Origin of the sequence: Flavobacterium galactosidilyticum, from assembly GCF_020911945.1 — a bacterium.
Taxonomy (GTDB): Bacteria; Bacteroidota; Bacteroidia; order Flavobacteriales; family Flavobacteriaceae; genus Flavobacterium; species Flavobacterium galactosidilyticum.
Window position 1 is genome coordinate 1,684,613 of sequence record NZ_CP087135.1, and the last position, 17,286, is coordinate 1,701,898.

The 17,286-nt window shown below is 33.2% G+C and carries 21 protein-coding genes; 18 read left to right on the forward strand and 3 right to left on the reverse strand.

Features of this window, described 5'->3' with window-relative positions; all coding sequences use genetic code 11:
• Positions 1-61: 61 nt before the first annotated feature.
• Positions 62-439, reverse strand: a complete 378-nt coding sequence (locus tag LNP27_RS07385) for a hypothetical protein (RefSeq protein WP_229943955.1) — start codon at positions 437-439, stop codon at positions 62-64.
• A gap of 273 nt (positions 440-712) precedes the next feature.
• Here LNP27_RS07385 and mnmA point away from each other — a divergent pair, with 273 nt between their 5' ends.
• From mnmA to LNP27_RS07405, 4 genes are all read left to right on the forward strand, one after another.
• The gene (mnmA, locus tag LNP27_RS07390) at positions 713-1,900 is read left to right on the forward strand and encodes a tRNA 2-thiouridine(34) synthase MnmA (protein ID WP_229944045.1); all 1,188 of its coding nucleotides are present in this window, start codon (positions 713-715) and stop codon (positions 1,898-1,900) included.
• Between the two features lie 238 nt (positions 1,901-2,138).
• A complete protein-coding gene (locus LNP27_RS07395; protein WP_229943956.1) occupies positions 2,139-3,752 on the forward strand; it encodes a S8 family peptidase in 1,614 nt (537 codons plus the stop codon).
• Positions 3,753-3,766: 14 nt separating this feature from the next.
• Complete coding sequence (locus LNP27_RS07400) at positions 3,767-4,711, forward strand: NAD(P)H-dependent flavin oxidoreductase (protein ID WP_229943957.1); 945 nt, start codon at positions 3,767-3,769, stop codon at positions 4,709-4,711.
• A gap of 3 nt (positions 4,712-4,714) precedes the next feature.
• The gene (locus tag LNP27_RS07405; protein ID WP_229943958.1) at positions 4,715-5,125 is read left to right on the forward strand and encodes a hypothetical protein; all 411 of its coding nucleotides are present in this window, start codon (positions 4,715-4,717) and stop codon (positions 5,123-5,125) included.
• Positions 5,126-5,178: 53 nt separating this feature from the next.
• Here the strand turns inward: LNP27_RS07405 and LNP27_RS07410 are convergent, their stop codons facing one another.
• A complete protein-coding gene (locus LNP27_RS07410) occupies positions 5,179-5,619 on the reverse strand; it encodes a DUF4268 domain-containing protein (RefSeq protein WP_229943959.1) in 441 nt (146 codons plus the stop codon).
• A gap of 93 nt (positions 5,620-5,712) precedes the next feature.
• Between LNP27_RS07410 and LNP27_RS07415 the strand changes: the two genes are divergently transcribed.
• From LNP27_RS07415 to LNP27_RS07480, 14 genes are all read left to right on the forward strand, one after another.
• The gene (locus tag LNP27_RS07415) at positions 5,713-6,363 is read left to right on the forward strand and encodes an NUDIX hydrolase (protein ID WP_229943960.1); all 651 of its coding nucleotides are present in this window, start codon (positions 5,713-5,715) and stop codon (positions 6,361-6,363) included.
• 83 nt (positions 6,364-6,446) lie between these two features.
• Positions 6,447-7,256 carry a lysophospholipid acyltransferase family protein gene (locus tag LNP27_RS07420; RefSeq protein ID WP_229943962.1) on the forward strand — a complete coding sequence of 270 codons (810 nt, stop codon included), beginning with the start codon at positions 6,447-6,449 and terminating at the stop codon, positions 7,254-7,256.
• Between the two features lie 128 nt (positions 7,257-7,384).
• Complete coding sequence (locus LNP27_RS07425; protein WP_229943963.1) at positions 7,385-8,560, forward strand: glycosyltransferase family 2 protein; 1,176 nt, start codon at positions 7,385-7,387, stop codon at positions 8,558-8,560.
• Positions 8,561-8,644: 84 nt separating this feature from the next.
• Positions 8,645-9,946 (forward strand): dihydrolipoamide acetyltransferase family protein, encoded by a 1,302-nt coding sequence (locus LNP27_RS07430; protein ID WP_229943965.1) that lies wholly within the window; start codon positions 8,645-8,647, stop codon positions 9,944-9,946.
• A gap of 145 nt (positions 9,947-10,091) precedes the next feature.
• A complete protein-coding gene (locus tag LNP27_RS07435) occupies positions 10,092-10,862 on the forward strand; it encodes a 3'-5' exonuclease (RefSeq protein ID WP_229943966.1) in 771 nt (256 codons plus the stop codon).
• A 52-nt stretch (positions 10,863-10,914) separates the two neighbouring features.
• Complete coding sequence (locus LNP27_RS07440) at positions 10,915-11,526, forward strand: fumarylacetoacetate hydrolase family protein (protein ID WP_229943968.1); 612 nt, start codon at positions 10,915-10,917, stop codon at positions 11,524-11,526.
• Entirely contained in the window at positions 11,526-11,870 is a 345-nt protein-coding gene (locus LNP27_RS07445; RefSeq protein WP_229943969.1) for an Hpt domain-containing protein, read from the forward strand. Before LNP27_RS07440 ends, LNP27_RS07445 begins: the two co-directional genes overlap by 1 nt.
• 182 nt (positions 11,871-12,052) lie before the next feature.
• A complete protein-coding gene (locus LNP27_RS07450) occupies positions 12,053-13,303 on the forward strand; it encodes a CinA family nicotinamide mononucleotide deamidase-related protein (RefSeq protein WP_229943970.1) in 1,251 nt (416 codons plus the stop codon).
• Between the two features lie 76 nt (positions 13,304-13,379).
• A complete protein-coding gene (gene rpmB / locus LNP27_RS07455; RefSeq protein WP_007138096.1) occupies positions 13,380-13,616 on the forward strand; it encodes a 50S ribosomal protein L28 in 237 nt (78 codons plus the stop codon).
• A gap of 27 nt (positions 13,617-13,643) precedes the next feature.
• Complete coding sequence (gene rpmG / locus LNP27_RS07460; protein ID WP_007805817.1) at positions 13,644-13,826, forward strand: 50S ribosomal protein L33; 183 nt, start codon at positions 13,644-13,646, stop codon at positions 13,824-13,826.
• 98 nt (positions 13,827-13,924) lie between these two features.
• On the forward strand, positions 13,925-14,077 hold the full coding sequence (locus LNP27_RS07465) for a DUF4295 domain-containing protein (RefSeq protein WP_121924307.1): 153 nt from the start codon (positions 13,925-13,927) through the stop codon (positions 14,075-14,077).
• Between the two features lie 129 nt (positions 14,078-14,206).
• The gene (gene ftsY / locus LNP27_RS07470) at positions 14,207-15,160 is read left to right on the forward strand and encodes a signal recognition particle-docking protein FtsY (protein ID WP_229943971.1); all 954 of its coding nucleotides are present in this window, start codon (positions 14,207-14,209) and stop codon (positions 15,158-15,160) included.
• Between the two features lie 788 nt (positions 15,161-15,948).
• The gene (locus LNP27_RS07475; RefSeq protein WP_229943972.1) at positions 15,949-16,389 is read left to right on the forward strand and encodes a lipocalin family protein; all 441 of its coding nucleotides are present in this window, start codon (positions 15,949-15,951) and stop codon (positions 16,387-16,389) included.
• Positions 16,370-16,666: a DciA family protein gene (locus tag LNP27_RS07480; RefSeq protein ID WP_229943973.1), complete on the forward strand. Its 297-nt coding sequence runs from the start codon at positions 16,370-16,372 to the stop codon at positions 16,664-16,666. Before LNP27_RS07475 ends, LNP27_RS07480 begins: the two co-directional genes overlap by 20 nt.
• A 117-nt stretch (positions 16,667-16,783) precedes the next feature.
• Here LNP27_RS07480 and LNP27_RS07485 read toward each other — a convergent pair whose 3' ends face one another.
• Positions 16,784-17,203, reverse strand: a complete 420-nt coding sequence (locus LNP27_RS07485) for a nucleoside-diphosphate kinase (protein WP_091259031.1) — start codon at positions 17,201-17,203, stop codon at positions 16,784-16,786.
• Positions 17,204-17,286 lie beyond the last annotated feature (83 nt).

Genomic DNA, 17,286 nt, shown 5'->3' on the forward strand with positions numbered 1-17,286 from the left:
TTGTAACCATAAGCTCTCGTCGATCTTGTAAATAGAACGAAAACCTATACTTTTTTAAAATTTATGAAATAACGGCGGGTGGGTGAAAAATAGAGTCGCTAAATTTGTAAGAATATAAATTGGAATAATTACTATTTGCTCTTTTGGCTTTCTGAAAATAAAGTGGTGTAATTGTAAACGAATTCATCTCTTGGAAAAACACAACTGTAGTTTCTTGAGAAGCTATTTTCTTATTAGTTGAAATTGGATTTTCATTCTCTGAATTTTTTGCTAATTCCTTCATCAAATGGCATTTTCCATTACATTGTAATTTAGGCTTTTCCTTATTAACGCAAAGAACCTTTGAGATGTAATCATAATTAACTACGTATTCTATAACCGGAAATATTGGTTTTAGAATTATGAGTAATGCTAATATGAGTACTGCTTTTTTCACCATACAAATATATAACTCGAAGAGTCAAGATCAGCATGACTATTATCATGTTTACTAATTAATTTCAAATTGGATAGTCACTTTATTAATAGTGGTAATAAAACTTATTTAAAAGATTAATTCATTAGAGATATTTTAATCTAATTCTTAAAATATGATGTAAAATCAATCTTGATTTTACTGCTATAAAAAAGAATGGAGCACTTTTTACAGCATCGTTTTTCTATTTTAAATATTTGTAACTTTGCAGTCTTATTAAAATATAATTTTTTGAAGATGAAGCGTGTTGTTGTAGGACTTTCCGGAGGAGTAGATTCAAGTGTTGCGGCTTATTTGTTGCAACAACAAGGATATGAGGTTATCGGTCTTTTTATGAAGAATTGGCATGACGATTCGGTTACTATTTCTAATGAATGTCCATGGCTAGAAGATAGTAATGATGCGTTATTAGTAGCTGAAAAATTGGGTATTCCTTTTCAAACAGTTGATTTAAGTGAAGAGTATAAAGAGAAAATCGTGGACTATATGTTCAACGAATATGAAAAAGGGAGAACTCCAAACCCTGATGTGCTTTGTAACCGCGAAATAAAATTTGATGTTTTCATGAAAATTGCCTTAAGTCTAGGGGCTGATTTTGTGGCAACAGGACATTATTGTAGAAAAACGGAAATTGATATAAACGGCGAAACGGTTTACCAACTGAAAGCGGGTGCTGATGTAAATAAAGATCAGTCTTATTTTCTGTGTCAATTATCACAAGAGCAATTGGCAAAATCATTATTTCCTATTGGAGAATTGACAAAACCAGAGGTACGTGAAATTGCCGCGCAAATGGACTTAATTACTGCTGAAAAGAAAGATTCACAAGGATTATGCTTTATTGGAAAAGTACGTTTGCCAGAATTTTTGCAGCAAAAATTACAACCAAAAGAAGGCGTTATTATTCAAATTGATAAAAACGATCCTATTTATAGTATTGAAAAGCAACTAGGTTTGAGTCTTGAAGAAGAATTAAAAATTGCTTCTCAAAAAGTTCCTTACACACCTCAAATGGGGAAAGTAGTTGGGAAACATCAAGGTGCTCATTATTTTACAATTGGCCAACGCAAAGGTTTGAATGTTGGAGGAACTACTGATCCGCTATTTATTATTGCGACTAATGTTGAAACAAATACAATCTATACTGGATTAACAAGTATGCATCCTGGATTATTCAAGAAAGTATTGCGTATTGAAAAAGACGAGGTACATTGGATTCGTAACGATTTGGCTTTAGCCAATGGGGAAAACGTTGAATATATGGTTCGAATCAGATACAGACAACCTTTGCAAAAAGCTATTTTGTATCAATTTGAAAACGAAATGTACATTGCTTTTGATGAACCACAATCGGCAATAACAGAAGGACAATTTGCGGCTTGGTATTCAGATGATGAATTAATTGGTTCCGGAGTAATTTCTTAGGGTTGTAATTTTAAGAAAAAGATAGGTTAGGGAATTAAAAGAAAAAGAGAATTAAGAGTTGAGCAATGGGTATTAAGCAATCGACTAAACCTATGAAGTTTTAAAAACAACGTAGGTTTTATATTGATAATCAGTTCTTAGTTAAATTCGTACTGTTATTAAAAATATAAATAATTGTAACAGTCATTCAATTTTTATAGTTGATGACTTATCTACAGTCAAACTAACGAAGAAACCTATGAGAAAATTTTATGTATTTATATTTTTAGTATTTACGATTTCAGGGTTTTCTCAGCAAGATGCTTGGGTTTATTTTAATGCAAAACCCAATGCTCAATTCTATTTCAATTCGCCATTGGAAATGCTTTCTCAAAAAGCATTAGATAGAAGAACAAATCAAAATATCGATTTAGATTTTAAAGACATCCCGATTGAAAACTCTTTTGTCAATCAAGTTAAAGCCAATGCAGGAATTACGGTGATGGCCCAATCGAAATGGCTCAATGCAATTCATGTGCGAGGTTCACAAGTTGATATCAATTCATTAGCAATTCTTTCTTTTGTAAGTAAAATTGATTTTGCGGATAAAACATTAAATCAAGCAGGTCGAATTGCAAAACCATTCAAGTTAAAACAGACTGGTAAATCGAAGAAAACAAAAGTGGAGTATGCTTACGGTTCTTCTTCAAATCAAATTCAAATGCTTAACGGACAAGTTTTACACCAACAAAATTATAAAGGTTCTGGAAAAATCATTGCCATAATGGATTCTGGATTTCCTGGAGTAAATACAACACAGCCTTTTGAAAGATTAAGAGATAATGGTAAAATTTTAGGCGGTTATAATTTTGTACTGAGAAATTCTGATTTTTATTCAGGCGATTCACATGGGACCTCGGTTCTTTCTACAATGGGAGGTTATAAAGAAAATTCTTTAGTGGGAACAGCACCAGATGCTTCTTATTATTTATTCATAACAGAGGATGATAATTCGGAGAATCCTATTGAGGAATCCTTGTGGGTAGAAGCTGCTGAAAAAGCGGATAGTTTAGGAGTGGATATTATTAATACGTCTTTAGGGTATTTTGATTTTGATAATACAGCATATAATCATACTTATAAGGATATGAATGGCGCAACAGCATTTATGTCTCGAGGTGCTGAAATTGCTTTTAGCCGAGGGATGATTATAGTTACTTCGGCTGGTAATTCCGGTGGAACATCAAATCCTCATGTCGCGGTTCCTGCTGATGCGGTTTCAGTTATTGCAGTTGGCGCAGTAACTCCATCTAAAATAGTAACTTCATTTAGTTCAACAGGACCTTCTTACGACGGAAGAATAAAACCTGATGTTATGGCGCAAGGACAAGTTGCGGTTGTTTCAGATGCTCTTGGGAATATTGTTACGGCTAATGGAACTTCTTTTTCGGGTCCTATAATGGCTGGAATGGTAGCTTGTTTATGGCAAGCGTTTCCAAAAAAGACTAATCAACAAATTAAAGATATACTACTAAAATCATCTGATAAATTTTTAACACCTAATAATCAGTATGGATATGGAATTCCTGATTTTGGATTAGCTGTTAGTACTACCTTAACTTCTGAATCTTTTTCGAATGATGAATTTATAGTCTATCCTAATCCTTTTAGTGATTTTGTAACGGTTTCGTTACCAGCGAAAATCGAAAAAGGAACGCTTTTTATTTATACCCTTACTGGTCATAAAATTTCAGAGCAAAAAGTGACTCCACAGTCGTCCATGATTTCATTAAAGTCGCTAGAAAAGGGAATGTATTTGTATAAAATGGAATCAGTTGGTTTTTCTAAAAGCGGAAAAATAATTAAAAAGTAATAGCATAATTTTAAATGAATAAAATCACCGAACTTTTCAAAATTAAATATCCAATTATTCAAGGCGGAATGATCTGGAACAGTGGTTATAAATTAGCAAGTGCCGTAAGTAATGCAGGTGGTTTAGGGTTAATAGGTGCTGGTTCTATGTATCCTGATGTTTTGAGAGGACACATTCAAAAATGTAAAAAAGCTACTTCAAAACCTTTTGGGGTAAATGTTCCTATGTTATATCCCAACATCGATGAAATAATGAAAATTATTGTTGAGGAAGGAGTGAAAATCGTTTTTACTTCGGCGGGAAATCCAAAAACATGGACTTCATTTTTGAAAGACAATGGAATAACGGTTGTGCATGTGGTAAGTAGCTCTGTATTTGCATTGAAAGCGCAAGATGCAGGCGTTGATGCAGTCGTTGCTGAAGGATTTGAAGCTGGAGGACACAACGGTCGGGAAGAGACTACTACACTCACGCTGATTCCTATAGTCAAAGAAAAAATTACAATTCCTTTGATTGCTGCTGGAGGTATTGCTTCGGGACGCGGAATGCTAGCGGTGATGACTTTAGGAGCTGATGGCGTGCAAGTAGGAAGTAGGTTTGCTGCATCAATAGAATCCTCTGCTCATGATAATTTTAAGGAAACGATCGTAAATGTGAAGGAAGGTGGAACTCAATTGACGTTGAAAGAACTCGCTCCAGTTCGATTAATCAAAAATAAGTTTTATCAGGATGTTCAGGATTTATATGAAAAATGCCCAACTAAAGAAGAACTTGTTGTGTTATTAGGAAGAGCAAGGTCAAAAAGAGGTATGTTTGAAGGGGATTTGGTTGAAGGCGAATTAGAAATAGGCCAAATAGCAGGAATTATTCACGAAATAAAGCCAGCGGCTAAAATTGTTGAGGAAATGATTTCCGATTTTGAAAAAGCACGAGAAGAAGTTACTAATTTTCAATTTTAAATAATGTCAAAAATAAAAATACATATTGTACTTCTTTTTTTAATGTTTGGATTCCAGCAAATTCAGGCTCAAATCTACAAGTTCAAAACGTCCGGTTTTAGTGTTTTGGAAAAAAACGAAAAAGGGAAGTGGGGCAAATGGTCAGACCTTAATTCAACTGCTATTTTAGTTACTTTAGATACTGATAAAAGTAGAATTGTAGTTTATTCTCAAATTATTCAACTTTTTGAAATAGTAGTTTATCAGCCAGTCGAAGAAAATGAAACTGATACAGTATATTCATTTACCTGTAAAGACAATGAAGGAGTCGATTGTACGGTTTCTATCATTACCAGAAAAAAGCAAGATAATAGAAAGCAATTATACATCAATTATGGGAATAGGATCATAATGTATAATATTTTTAAAATGTAAGATGCCAATTGAATTTATAAAAAATCCTCCAATTTAGCTGGAGGATTTGGTTTTTAAAGGATCTCAATATCTTTGATAAACGAGTCGTACTCTGAATAAAATAGTTCTAAAGCATTCATCTTTTCGTTGTAAAACTCAAAAATTTCATTCCAGTATTTTCTGTTGCTAACGCCAACATTTAGTTTTTCAACCCAAATGCGACTGATGTTTTTTCCGCTTTCTAGAGTGTGTTCTTTTTCAAAAACTAAATCTTTGATGAATTCCTCTTCGAGAATGTTCTTTAGTGCTTCCAGTTTTTCGAAGTAGGCAATTCTTTTTTCGTCACTTCTATGTTCGATATCAATTAAAACCTGTGCTTTTTTATTGTCTACATAAAATTTAAAAGAGAAATCTTTAATTTTAGTGTCGTACAGCATCCATTTGCGGGGAAATTTTTGTGCAAACTCAATCCAGAATTCACGCTTTAATCTTTGGTTTTCTTCTTTGCTGTACATAATTGATATTTTTTGGTGTTAGAAAATTGGTGTAATTATATTTTCTAACTACATTTAGAATTAAATTTCAGTGTGCAAAAATAGACTTTGATTATGGATTTTCAAGAATTTTTACAGTTTGTTCCTAAAATAGTTAACGCTTCACTTCCTGCATTGCAATCGCATCTTAAAATGGGACCATTAGAACGATTACAGCATTATGAAAGTATAGTTAGCAGTGAAAAGGTGCCTAAAATGGCTGGAGTACTAATGCTTTTTTATCCTAAAAATAATAGTCCGCATATTGTACTGATTATACGAAATTCTTATATAGGAATTCATTCAGCACAAATTGCTTTTCCTGGTGGGAAACATGAAATTGACGATATAGATTTTGCTTTTACGGCACTTAGAGAAACGCATGAAGAAATAGGAGTAGAATCGGATAAAATTGAAATCATTAAAGCATTTACAAAAATGTACATTACTCCAAGTAATTTTTTGGTTTATCCTTTTTTAGGGATTAGTAAAGAAGAGCTTGATTTTAAGCCTGATCCAAGTGAAGTTTCGGAAATAATTGAATTGCCTTTGTCTGTTTTGTTAAATGATGCCACAGTGGTTAATACTAATGTGTCCACATCGTATTTAGGGAATATTGATATTAACGCTTTCGAAATTGAGAACAAAATTGTGTGGGGTGCAACAGCAATGATGTTAAGTGAATTGAAAGATGTTATAAATGAAGTTTTGAGTGGTTCAAATTAAGATATTGGATTTGAGTAGTAGAAATCATCAAATATTATTTTCGTAATTTTGAAAATTAAATATTTATAAAATTAAATAAACGTATGGGATTGTTTAAGCGAAATCCTTTTGGGCATATACTATTTATAAAAAAGTGGTTAATTCGAATTTTTGGTGGTATTACGCATAGAAGATATAGAGGTTTTAATCAATTGCAGATTGAAGGCTCAGAAATTATAAGAGATTTACCTGAAACTAACGTACTTTTTATTTCCAATCACCAGACTTATTTTGCTGATGTAGTAGCTATGTTTCATGTTTTTAATGCCAGTCTTAGTGGGAGAGAAGACACTATTAAAAACGTATGTTATCTATGGCAACCTAAAATGAATATTTATTACGTTGCTGCCAAAGAAACCATGCGAGCGGGATTACTACCTAGAATTATGGCTTATGCGGGAGCTATTTCTGTTGAACGCACTTGGCGAGCTAAAGGAGTAGATGTGCAAGAAAAAAAAGAAGTTAATCCAGATGATACTGAAAATATAAGAATTGCATTAAATGACGGTTGGGTTATTACTTTTCCTCAAGGTACAACTAAATCCTTTAAGCCTGTGCGTAAAGGTACGGCTCATATTATAAAACAATACCGACCTATAGTTGTTCCTATAGTTATTGATGGTTTTCGTCGTTCATTTGATAAAAAAGGTTTGCGCATGAAAAAGAAAGGGATTCTACAATCCTTTATTATTAAAGAGCCTTTGGATATTGATTACGACAACGATACTATTGATGAAATTGTTGAAAAAGTAGAGTATGCAATTGAGCAACATCCCTCATTCCTAAAAGTAATCCCAGCTGAAATTGTAAAAGAACAAGAAGAATTAAATAAAACCCGTAGATGGGAATATTAGGGGAAGACTAATATTGTAATCGCAATGTTAATTAGTGCATTTAAAGCTTAATTATTAATTTAAAGCAAGTTGTCAATAAAAGTTTTTGATGAACTATAATTTTTGATCATAAAATGTATCTTTGAAAAATGCAGTTATCCGTCATTATACTTAATTATAACGTTCGATACTTTCTCGAAATTTGCGTTTTAAGTGTGCAAACCGCCCTTTCAAACATTGATAGCGAAATAATTGTAGTCGATAATAATTCGCAGGATGATAGTTGTGAAATGATCAAGCAGCGTTTTCCAAACGTGACACTCATTCAAAATAATGATAATATAGGTTTTCCAAAAGGCAATAATATTGGTGTAGCACGTGCAAAAGGAGAGTATATTTGCATTCTCAATCCTGATACCGTTGTTGCTGAAGATACATTTTTGAAAATATTGGCTTTCGCCAAGGAACAAAAAGATTTAGGGATAATAGGATGTAAACTCATTGATGGTGCAGGAAATTTTCTGCCGGAAAGTAAGCGAGGTGTTCCTACTCCTTGGGTCGCTTTTACTAAAATTATAGGATTGCATAAAATATTCCCCAAATCAAGACTTTTTTGTAAATATTACGCTGGACATTTAGAGGAAAATCAAACTGGAAAAGTAGATATTCTTGTAGGTGCTTTTATGGTAATGAAACGGGATTTGTATCTTGAAGTTGGCGGATTTGATGAAGAATGCTTTATGTACTCGGACGATATTGACTTATCGTACGTTGTTTCTAAAACCGGAAGAGCTAATTATTATTTCCATGAAACAACCGTTATACATTATAAAGGAGAAAGTACAATTAAGGATGGAACCTATATGAAACGTTTCCAAGAAGCTATGAACTTTTTTTATAAAAAACATTTTAGTTCTGATGACCTGCAGTCGTTGTTTTTTACTTTTTTTATGAAAATCGGAATCATTTTTTTTTCTTTTATAAAAAAGTTTCAGGGGCAAGCTAAATTTAAAAGGAAGCCAATCTGTTTCGAACTTTATTCATCATGTCCAGAAATGGCAAAGAAATTGACTGCAACTTTGCAAAATAAAGTCGCCTATCACGATTTAAAAACAGAAAAAGAGGTAATTTCGTATTTAAATAAATGTGCAGTTGGTGCTGAGGTAGTTCTGGATAACGAATTTATTTCTTTTAAAGAATGTATTGCAGTTCTCGAATTGGCAGTAAATAGAGGTTTTACCTTTAAAATCAGACCAAAAAACGCTAATTTTTTAATAGGAAGTAACAATAGCAATGAAATAGGAGAGGTTATTAAAATAGAGTAAAAAATTACATTAAATGTAATTTATGTTTGAAATATTTAGTAATTTCGCAAACTGAAAATCAATATCACCTTTTAGGTTAATAATATGGCAAGATTTGAATTAAAACTTCCAAAAATGGGAGAAAGCGTCGCAGAAGCAACTATTACAAACTGGTTGAAACAAGTTGGCGACAAAATTGAAGCTGACGAAGCGGTACTTGAAATTGCAACTGATAAAGTAGACAGTGAAGTGCCAAGCGAAGTTTCAGGAACTTTGGTAGAACAGTTATTTGGAAAAGACGATCTGGTTCAAGTAGGTCAAACGATTGCAATAATTGAAACTGAAGATGGAGAAGTTATGCCAATTGTTAAGGAAGAAGTCGCTCCTGCTGCTGTTGCCGAAGTAGAAAAAATGGTAGAAGTTGCTAAAGAAAACGTTGCTGCTCCTGTTGATTTCTCTGAATCTGAAAAATTCTTATCGCCTTTAGTTAAAAATATAGCTAAAGAAGAAGGAGTTTCTGTTGCGGAATTAGCTTCTATTGCTGGAACAGGAAAAGAAGGGAGAGTAACTAAAAATGATATTTTAGAATACGTAAAAAATAGAACAAGTCAACCAGCCGCTGCGGCTCCGGTTGCTCCAGTTCAAAAAGTAGTTGCAGCTCCAGTTGCTCAAAAGGCGGCTCCAGTATCTGTTAGTGGTGGCGATGAAATTATTGAAATGGACAGAATGCGCAAGCTTATTGCGGGTTATATGGTCGCTTCAGTACAAACATCGGCACATGTACAATCGTTTATCGAAGTGGATGTGACGAATATTGTGAAATGGAGAGAAAAAAATAAAAATGCTTTCGAAAAAAGAGAGGGAGAAAAGTTGACTTATACTCCAATTTTTATGGAAGCTGTTGCAAAAGCATTGAAAGATTTTCCAGGAATGAATATTTCTGTTGATGGTGATTATATCATCAAAAAGAAAAATATCAATCTTGGAATGGCTGCCTCATTACCTAATGGAAATTTAATTGTTCCTGTAATTAAAAATGCGGATCAATTGAATTTAGTAGGAATGGCAAAAGCGGTAAATGATTTAGGTGGACGTGCTAAGGCTGGAAAACTAAAGCCAGACGATACGCAAGGCGGAACTTACACCGTTACGAATGTGGGTACTTTTGGAAGTGTTTTTGGAACACCTATCATCAATCAGCCACAAGTGGGAATTTTAGCACTTGGAGCTATTCGTAAAATGCCTGCTGTGATTGAAACTCCTGAAGGAGATTTTATTGGTATTCGTCAAAAAATGTTCTTATCGCACAGTTACGACCACAGAGTTGTAGATGGAGCGTTAGGAGGAAGTTTTGTGAAACGAGTAGCAGAATATTTAGAAGCTTTTGACGTGAATAGAGATCTGTAAAAACAAATAATTACAATCAAAACCCGATTCCTTTCTGAAAGCGATTCGGGTTTTTGTTTTTATGGCATTTTTAGAACTTTATACGCTAAACTTTAAACAAAATTAAACCCAAATTTCTATATTTGTAATCACACAAAAAATTAAAATGGAACTTAAACTCAGTAAACCAATTTGCTTTTTCGATCTTGAAACTACAGGAATTGATATCGGAAAAGATAGAATTGTAGAAATCTCAATATTCAAAGTTTTTCCTAACGGAAATAAAGAAAGTAAAACATGGTTAGTGAATCCAACGATTCCAATTCCGCCACAAACCACCGCTGTACATGGAATTACAGACGAAAAAGTGGCTAACGAACCTACTTTTAAAGAACTAGCAGCACAAGTTCATAATATGATTAAAGACAGTGATTTAGCTGGATTTAATTCAGATCGTTTTGATATTCCGTTACTAGCTGAAGAGTTATTGCGCGCTGGAGTTGACTTTGATATGAAAGGAAAAGTTTCAGTTGATGTACAAACTGTTTTTCATAAAATGGAAGAGCGCACCTTGAGCGCAGCACTTAAATTTTACTGTGGTAAATCACTAGAAAACGCCCATTCTGCAGAAGCAGATACAATGGCGACTTACGAAATTCTGAAAGCGCAATTAGATCGTTATCCCGAATTGGAAAACGACATGAAATCATTGTCTGAATTTACAACAAGAAAGAAAATTGCTGATTTTGCAGGAATGATCGCTTTTGATAAAGATAACGAAGAGATTTTTACTTTTGGTAAACACAAAGGTATGAAAGTGGATAAAATTCTAGAAACAGAACCGGGCTACTTCAGTTGGATTCAGAACGCTGATTTTCCTTTATATACTAAAAAAGTTTTAACGGCCATTAAGTTAAGAAAGCTGAACACAAAGTAAAAATGAGTAGTGTTCAGTTTTGCTGAGCACTGAATATGGAACACTTAGAACTATGAAAATAATCTGCATCGGTAGAAATTATACCAATCATATAGAAGAATTAAAGAACGAAAGGCCTACGGAACCTGTTGTTTTTATGAAACCAGATTCGGCTGTTTTGTTAAAGCAACACCCTTTTGTAATTCCAGAATTTTCGGAGGATGTGCATCACGAAGTCGAAATTATTGTCAAAATAAATAAGGTTGGTAAATACATCGAAACTAAATTTGCACACAAATATTATGACGAAATTAGTGTAGGAATCGACTTTACTGCTCGTGATTTACAAGTTAAATTAAAAGCTAAAGGATTGCCGTGGGAGAAAGCTAAAGCTTTTGACGGTTCAGCGATTATAGGTGAGTTTTTGCCTAAAAGCCAATTTAGTTCGTTAGAAAATATTACTTTCGAACTCAAGAAAAACAATGAAACAGCACAAATAGGTAATTCCAGTTTGATGTTATGGAAAATTGATGAGCTGATTTCCTATGTTTCTCAGTTTTTTACATTAAAAATTGGCGATATTATCTTTACAGGAACTCCAGAAGGAGTTGCGGCAGTAAAACCAGATGATGTTTTAGAAGGTTTTTTAGAAGGACAACAACTATTTAGAATACAAGTAAAATAATGGCAATAAATTATAACCTTTCAAAAGTGTATGCGCTTTCAGACAATGATCCCGAATTTGTAAATGAAATTCTAAATTTGTTTGTTACAGAAGTTCCCGAAGATTTAATGCAAATCAAAGAAGGTATAAAAAAGAAAGATCACAAGCATGCATACGCTTATGCGCACAAAATAAAACCAACACTTGATCTGATGGGTTTGAATGTAGCTTTTGAAGAAATTCTTCAAGTCGAGGCATGGACAAAATCTGAAGGTAAAAAGAAAGATATTAAAGAAACTTTTAAGAGTGTGAAGTCGCAAGTCAAAGAAGCAATTAAAGAAATTAAAAAAGATTTCGATTTGTAGAATTTGTGCGTGACCATTCCTCCACTATCGTTACAGTACGGTCGGGCTATCCGTTGCAATCCACGCGCAAAAGCGTGGGATTTTCACTACTATCCCTCACGCAAAAGAGAAATGTGCTTTAGGAGTGCATTTCTCTTTTTTTTGATTTGCATAATGTAAAGTAATAATAGAAATTAAAATAAATGAAAGCAACCATAGTTACTATAGGAGACGAAATTTTAATTGGTCAGATTGTAGATACAAATTCTGGTTTTATTGCCAAATCATTAGATAAAATTGGAGTTGAAGTCAGCGAAATGATTTCAATAAGCGACGATAAAAATCACATTTTAGAGACGTTTGCAAAGCTTCAAAATAAGGTGGATTTAGTTATTGTTACCGGTGGCTTAGGTCCTACAAAAGATGATGTGACTAAAAAAACATTTTGTGATTATTTTGAGGATGAATTAGTAGTGGATCAAAGGGTACTTGTTCATGTTACGCAACTTATTGAAGGTTTTTATAAGCGTGCCATTACTCAAATGAATAAAGATCAAGCTCTGGTTCCTTCAAAATGTACTGTACTTCATAATGAAGTGGGTACGGCGCCAGGAATGTGGATGAAAAAGGAAAATACCGTATTTATTTCGCTTCCTGGAGTCCCTTTTGAAATGAAATATTTGGTAGAAAATGAAATTATACCAAAGGTAGTTGTGGAGTACGAGCGACCTTATATTATTCATAGAACAATTCTAACGTACGGTCAAGGAGAAAGCCTTGTAGCGGAACGTATTGAAGACTGGGAGAACAATCTGCCAGAATTTATAAAATTAGCGTACTTACCAGCTTTAGGAAGAGTGCGTTTGCGACTTTCAGCTCGAGGTACTGATAAAAAAATATTAGAAGAAGCGCTTGAGGAAAATATAAAATCATTGGATGCTATTATTCACGATATAATCGTTGGTTTTGATGAGGATGAAACAATTGAGTTTGGCATTGGTAAAATGCTGAAAAAGCAAAATAAAACGCTTTCGACTGCTGAAAGTTGCACTGGAGGAATGATAGCTCAAGTTTTAACATCTGTTTCGGGATCTTCTCAGTATTTTAAAGGCGCTGTAGTTTCGTATGCAACTGAGGCTAAGATTGCTGTTTTGGGCATACCGGAAAGTTTGATAAATGAATATTCTGTGGTTAGTAAGGAGGTAGTTTCGGCGATGGCTTTGAATATAAAAGAGATTATGAAGACTGATTATGCAATTGCAACAACAGGAAATGCTGGTCCCTCAAAAGGCGATTCTGATGCGGAAATTGGAACTGTTTTTATTGCAATAGCTACGCCTGTTGATATAATTGTGGAAGAATTTAATTTTGGTCAACCACGTGAAAAAGTGATAGATAGGGCGGTATTTAAAAGTTTAGAGCTTCTGCAAAAAGAAATTTTAAAAAATGTGTAATAATATTGTTGGTTAATAGGTTTATTTTTCTTTTCTTTGCACCCTGATTTTGAATAACGATAAAAGATAAGATATAATGTCAAGAGTTTGCGACCTTACAGGTAAAAGAGCGATGGTAGGAAACAACGTTTCTCACGCCATGAATAAAACTAAGAGAAAATTTTCTGTTAACTTAGTTAAAAAGCGTTTTTATCTTCCAGAAGAAGACAGATGGATTACTCTAAGAGTAGCTGCATCTACGGTAAAAACAATTAATAAAAATGGAATTGCTGCAGTTTTGAAAAAAGCTCAAGCGCAAGGATTTATCAAATAATCCCTTCCAAAGAAAAAAAATAGCAAGATGGCAAAGAAAGGTAATAGAATCCAGGTAATTTTAGAATGTACTGAGCACAAGACTACAGGTGTTGCGGGAACTTCAAGATACATCACTACTAAGAACAAAAAAAACACACCAGATAGATTAGAGATTAAAAAATTTAATCCAATCTTGAAACGTGTAACAGTTCACAAAGAAATTAAATAATAATTAGAGATTTTTATAAAGATCTCAAATGACTTGCATTTAATTTTTTTAAATGTCACATTTGAAAATTTTATTTGAATTTCAATAACATTTGAATCATGGCAAAAAAAACCGTAGCATCGTTACAAACAGCTTCAAAGAGATTATCAAAAGCCATCAAAATGGTAAAATCTCCTAAAACAGGTGCATATACATTCGTAGAATCTATTATGTCTCCAGAATCAGTTGATGAATTCTTGAAAAAGAAATAATATTCAATAAGCATTATATAGAAAAGCTACTTTCATTCGGAAGTAGCTTTTTTATTTTCTATATTTACCGTTAGAAAACGTATTGGTTCCTTGGGCCTTAAATGCTTCATTCTTAATACTATTAATACAATGAGTTTTTTTAAAAGAATATTTTCATCAGAGAAAAAAGAGACACTAGACAAAGGTCTTGAAAAATCAAAAACAAATTTCTTTTCGAAGTTAACTAAAGCGGTTGCTGGAAAGTCAAAAGTGGATGATGAAGTCCTAGATAATTTAGAGGAAATCTTAGTTGCCTCTGATGTTGGTGTGAATACAACCTTAAAAATTATTACTCGAATAGAAAATCGAGTAGCTTCAGATAAATATCTTGGAATTGAAGAGCTTAATCAAATTCTTAGAGAAGAAATTGCAAGTTTATTATCTGAAACAAACTCGGGTGAAGCAACCGAATTTGTAATTCCAGTTCGAACAAAACCTTATGTTTTGATGGTAGTTGGTGTAAACGGTGTTGGTAAAACAACGACTATCGGGAAATTAGCGTATCAATTCAAAAAATCAGGATACAAAGTGGTTCTTGGTGCAGCAGATACTTTTCGTGCAGCAGCTATCGATCAATTGCAAATATGGGCTGATAGAGTTGATGTTCCTATTGTAAGACAGAATATGGGAAGTGATCCTGCTTCTGTCGCTTTTGATACCTTACAATCTGCCGTAGCACAAGGTGCTGATGTTGTTATTATTGATACAGCAGGGCGTTTGCATAATAAAGTGAATTTAATGAATGAATTGACTAAGGTGAAGCGTGTAATGCAAAAAGTGGTTGCCGATGCGCCACATGATGTTTTATTAGTTTTAGATGGCTCCACCGGTCAAAATGCTTTTGAACAAGCAAAGCAGTTTACAGCAGCGACAGAAGTTACTTGTTTAGCGGTTACTAAGCTAGACGGAACTGCAAAAGGTGGTGTAGTAATAGGAATTTCGGATCAATTTCAAATTCCTGTAAAATATATTGGTGTAGGAGAGGGAATTGAAGATTTACAAGTCTTTAATAAATATGAATTTGTGGATTCTTTCTTTAAATAATATAATGAATTTTTCGTCTTTAAAAAATATACCTACAATGTATCTCTATTTTGGGAGTGTCATTTGCTTTGTTTTAGCTAGTTCAAATAAGGATACAAATGTTAATTTGTATTATTTATTAATGGTTATTGGAGTACTACTTTTTGTTTTTGGTTTATTTAATAGAACTAAAAAGCAATAGAATTTTAATAAATTCAAAAGCTTATTTCTGAGTAAACACAATTAGTTATGGAACTTATTATTTAGTTTTAAAAACTAAGGCAAATAAATAATTTCCTAATTTTTCAGGTATTAAAGCACATTTGAACTTATTTTGAATGTGCTTTTTTATTTATAAAAATGGATGCTTCTTCTGCGATTTGCTTGGTTTTGTTGATTATATACTACAAGAACACAGCGAGTATTATTGTAACTATTTTATAAATTAAAGTGAGTAAAACTTTTTTGCTTATTAAATGTAAATAGATAAAATCATATTTATCAATCTGTACTATTGTTGATAAAGCGAAAATGATACCGTTTGATTTATTTTTTAAAGAGCACGGAAATTTGTGTAAATCTAAATTTTGTTAGGTTATAAATTAACAAAATAGTACACGGTGTTGTTGCTTTTTTTGTTTTGTTTGCGCTTAATAAGTTTAACTTTGTCTAGGAAATAAAAACATCATTATTAGCTCCATTCCCCAGCCCTGATGAGAGCGGCATCCCATGCTGGCTTTGCGCGGAATGAAGCAATAAGCTTGGGTACAGCGGACAGCGGGAATAGCTCCTTAAAAAAAACTATTATTATGAAAAAAACTTTTGGAATTTTATTTATCTCATTACTATTTGTTGCTTGCAAGCAAAAGATACAACCAGCCGATATTGCTAAAATAAATGGATATTGGGAGATTGAGAAAGTTACGTTTGATAAAGGTGAGGACAAGGATTATAAGATGAATGAGAGTTATGATTATTTTGAAATTAAAGCTAGTAAAGGGATTCGGAAAAAGGTGATGCCGCAATTAGATGGGACTTTTTTAGTGAATGATACGTTTGAAAATGTTGCGGTACGATTTGCAGATGATAAAGTATTCTTAGAGTATGAAACACCATATATGAAATGGAGTGAGGAATTAATTGCTTTGTCAGCAGAAGAATTAGTTTTGTTGAACAAAGAAAAAAAAGAATATCATTACAAGAGAGCAACACCAATAAATATACTAGGCGATGGCAAAACGACTAAATAATCAGAGTACGATAGGGGATGTTTTGAAGCAAATCATTCAAGTGAATAAATTGCAACCCGGAATGGATCAAATTGATGTTAAAGATGCTTGGAGAAATTTGATGGGCAATGGGGTGAATAGTTATACTAATAATGTGGTTTTGAAAGGAAGTACATTATATGTTGAGTTGACTTCCTCAGTGCTAAGAGAGGAATTAAGTCATGGAAAATCTAAAATTGTTTCCATGATTAATGAAGAATTAAGAAGAGATGTGGTGAAGGATGTGGTGTTGAGATGATTCTAAGGACACTATCCTAAAAAGTGTATAAATAGAAAATCCCGTTTCTAAATAATTGAAACGGGATTTTTGTACTTTGTATTATCTTCAGTTTATTTTGTGAGTGAACACTAAATACTAGAACTGCTCTCTTCCAGCAAAATGGAAAGCACCTTCGATAGCTGCATTTTCATCGCTATCAGAACCGTGAACTGCATTTTCTCCAATAGAAGTTGCGTATGCTTTACGGATAGTTCCTTCAGCTGCTTCAGCTGGGTTAGTAGCACCAATTAAAGTTCTGAAATCTTCAACAGCGTTATCTTTTTCTAAGATAGCAGCAACGATTGGTCCTCTTGACATAAATTCAACTAATTCTCCGTAGAAAGGTCTTGCAGCGTGAACTTCGTAAAAAGCTTGTGCGTCAGCAATAGTTAATTGAGTTAATTTCAAAGAAACGATTTTGAAACCTGCATTAGTAATCATTGCAAGAATGTTTCCGATGTGTCCGTTAGCAACAGCATCAGGCTTAATCATTGTAAAAGTTCTATTAGTAGCCATCTTATTTTTTTTTTTTTATAATTTTGTGCAAAAGTAAACTTTTTTGTTTAATAATGTTGGATATTTTTTATGAAGTAATTCAA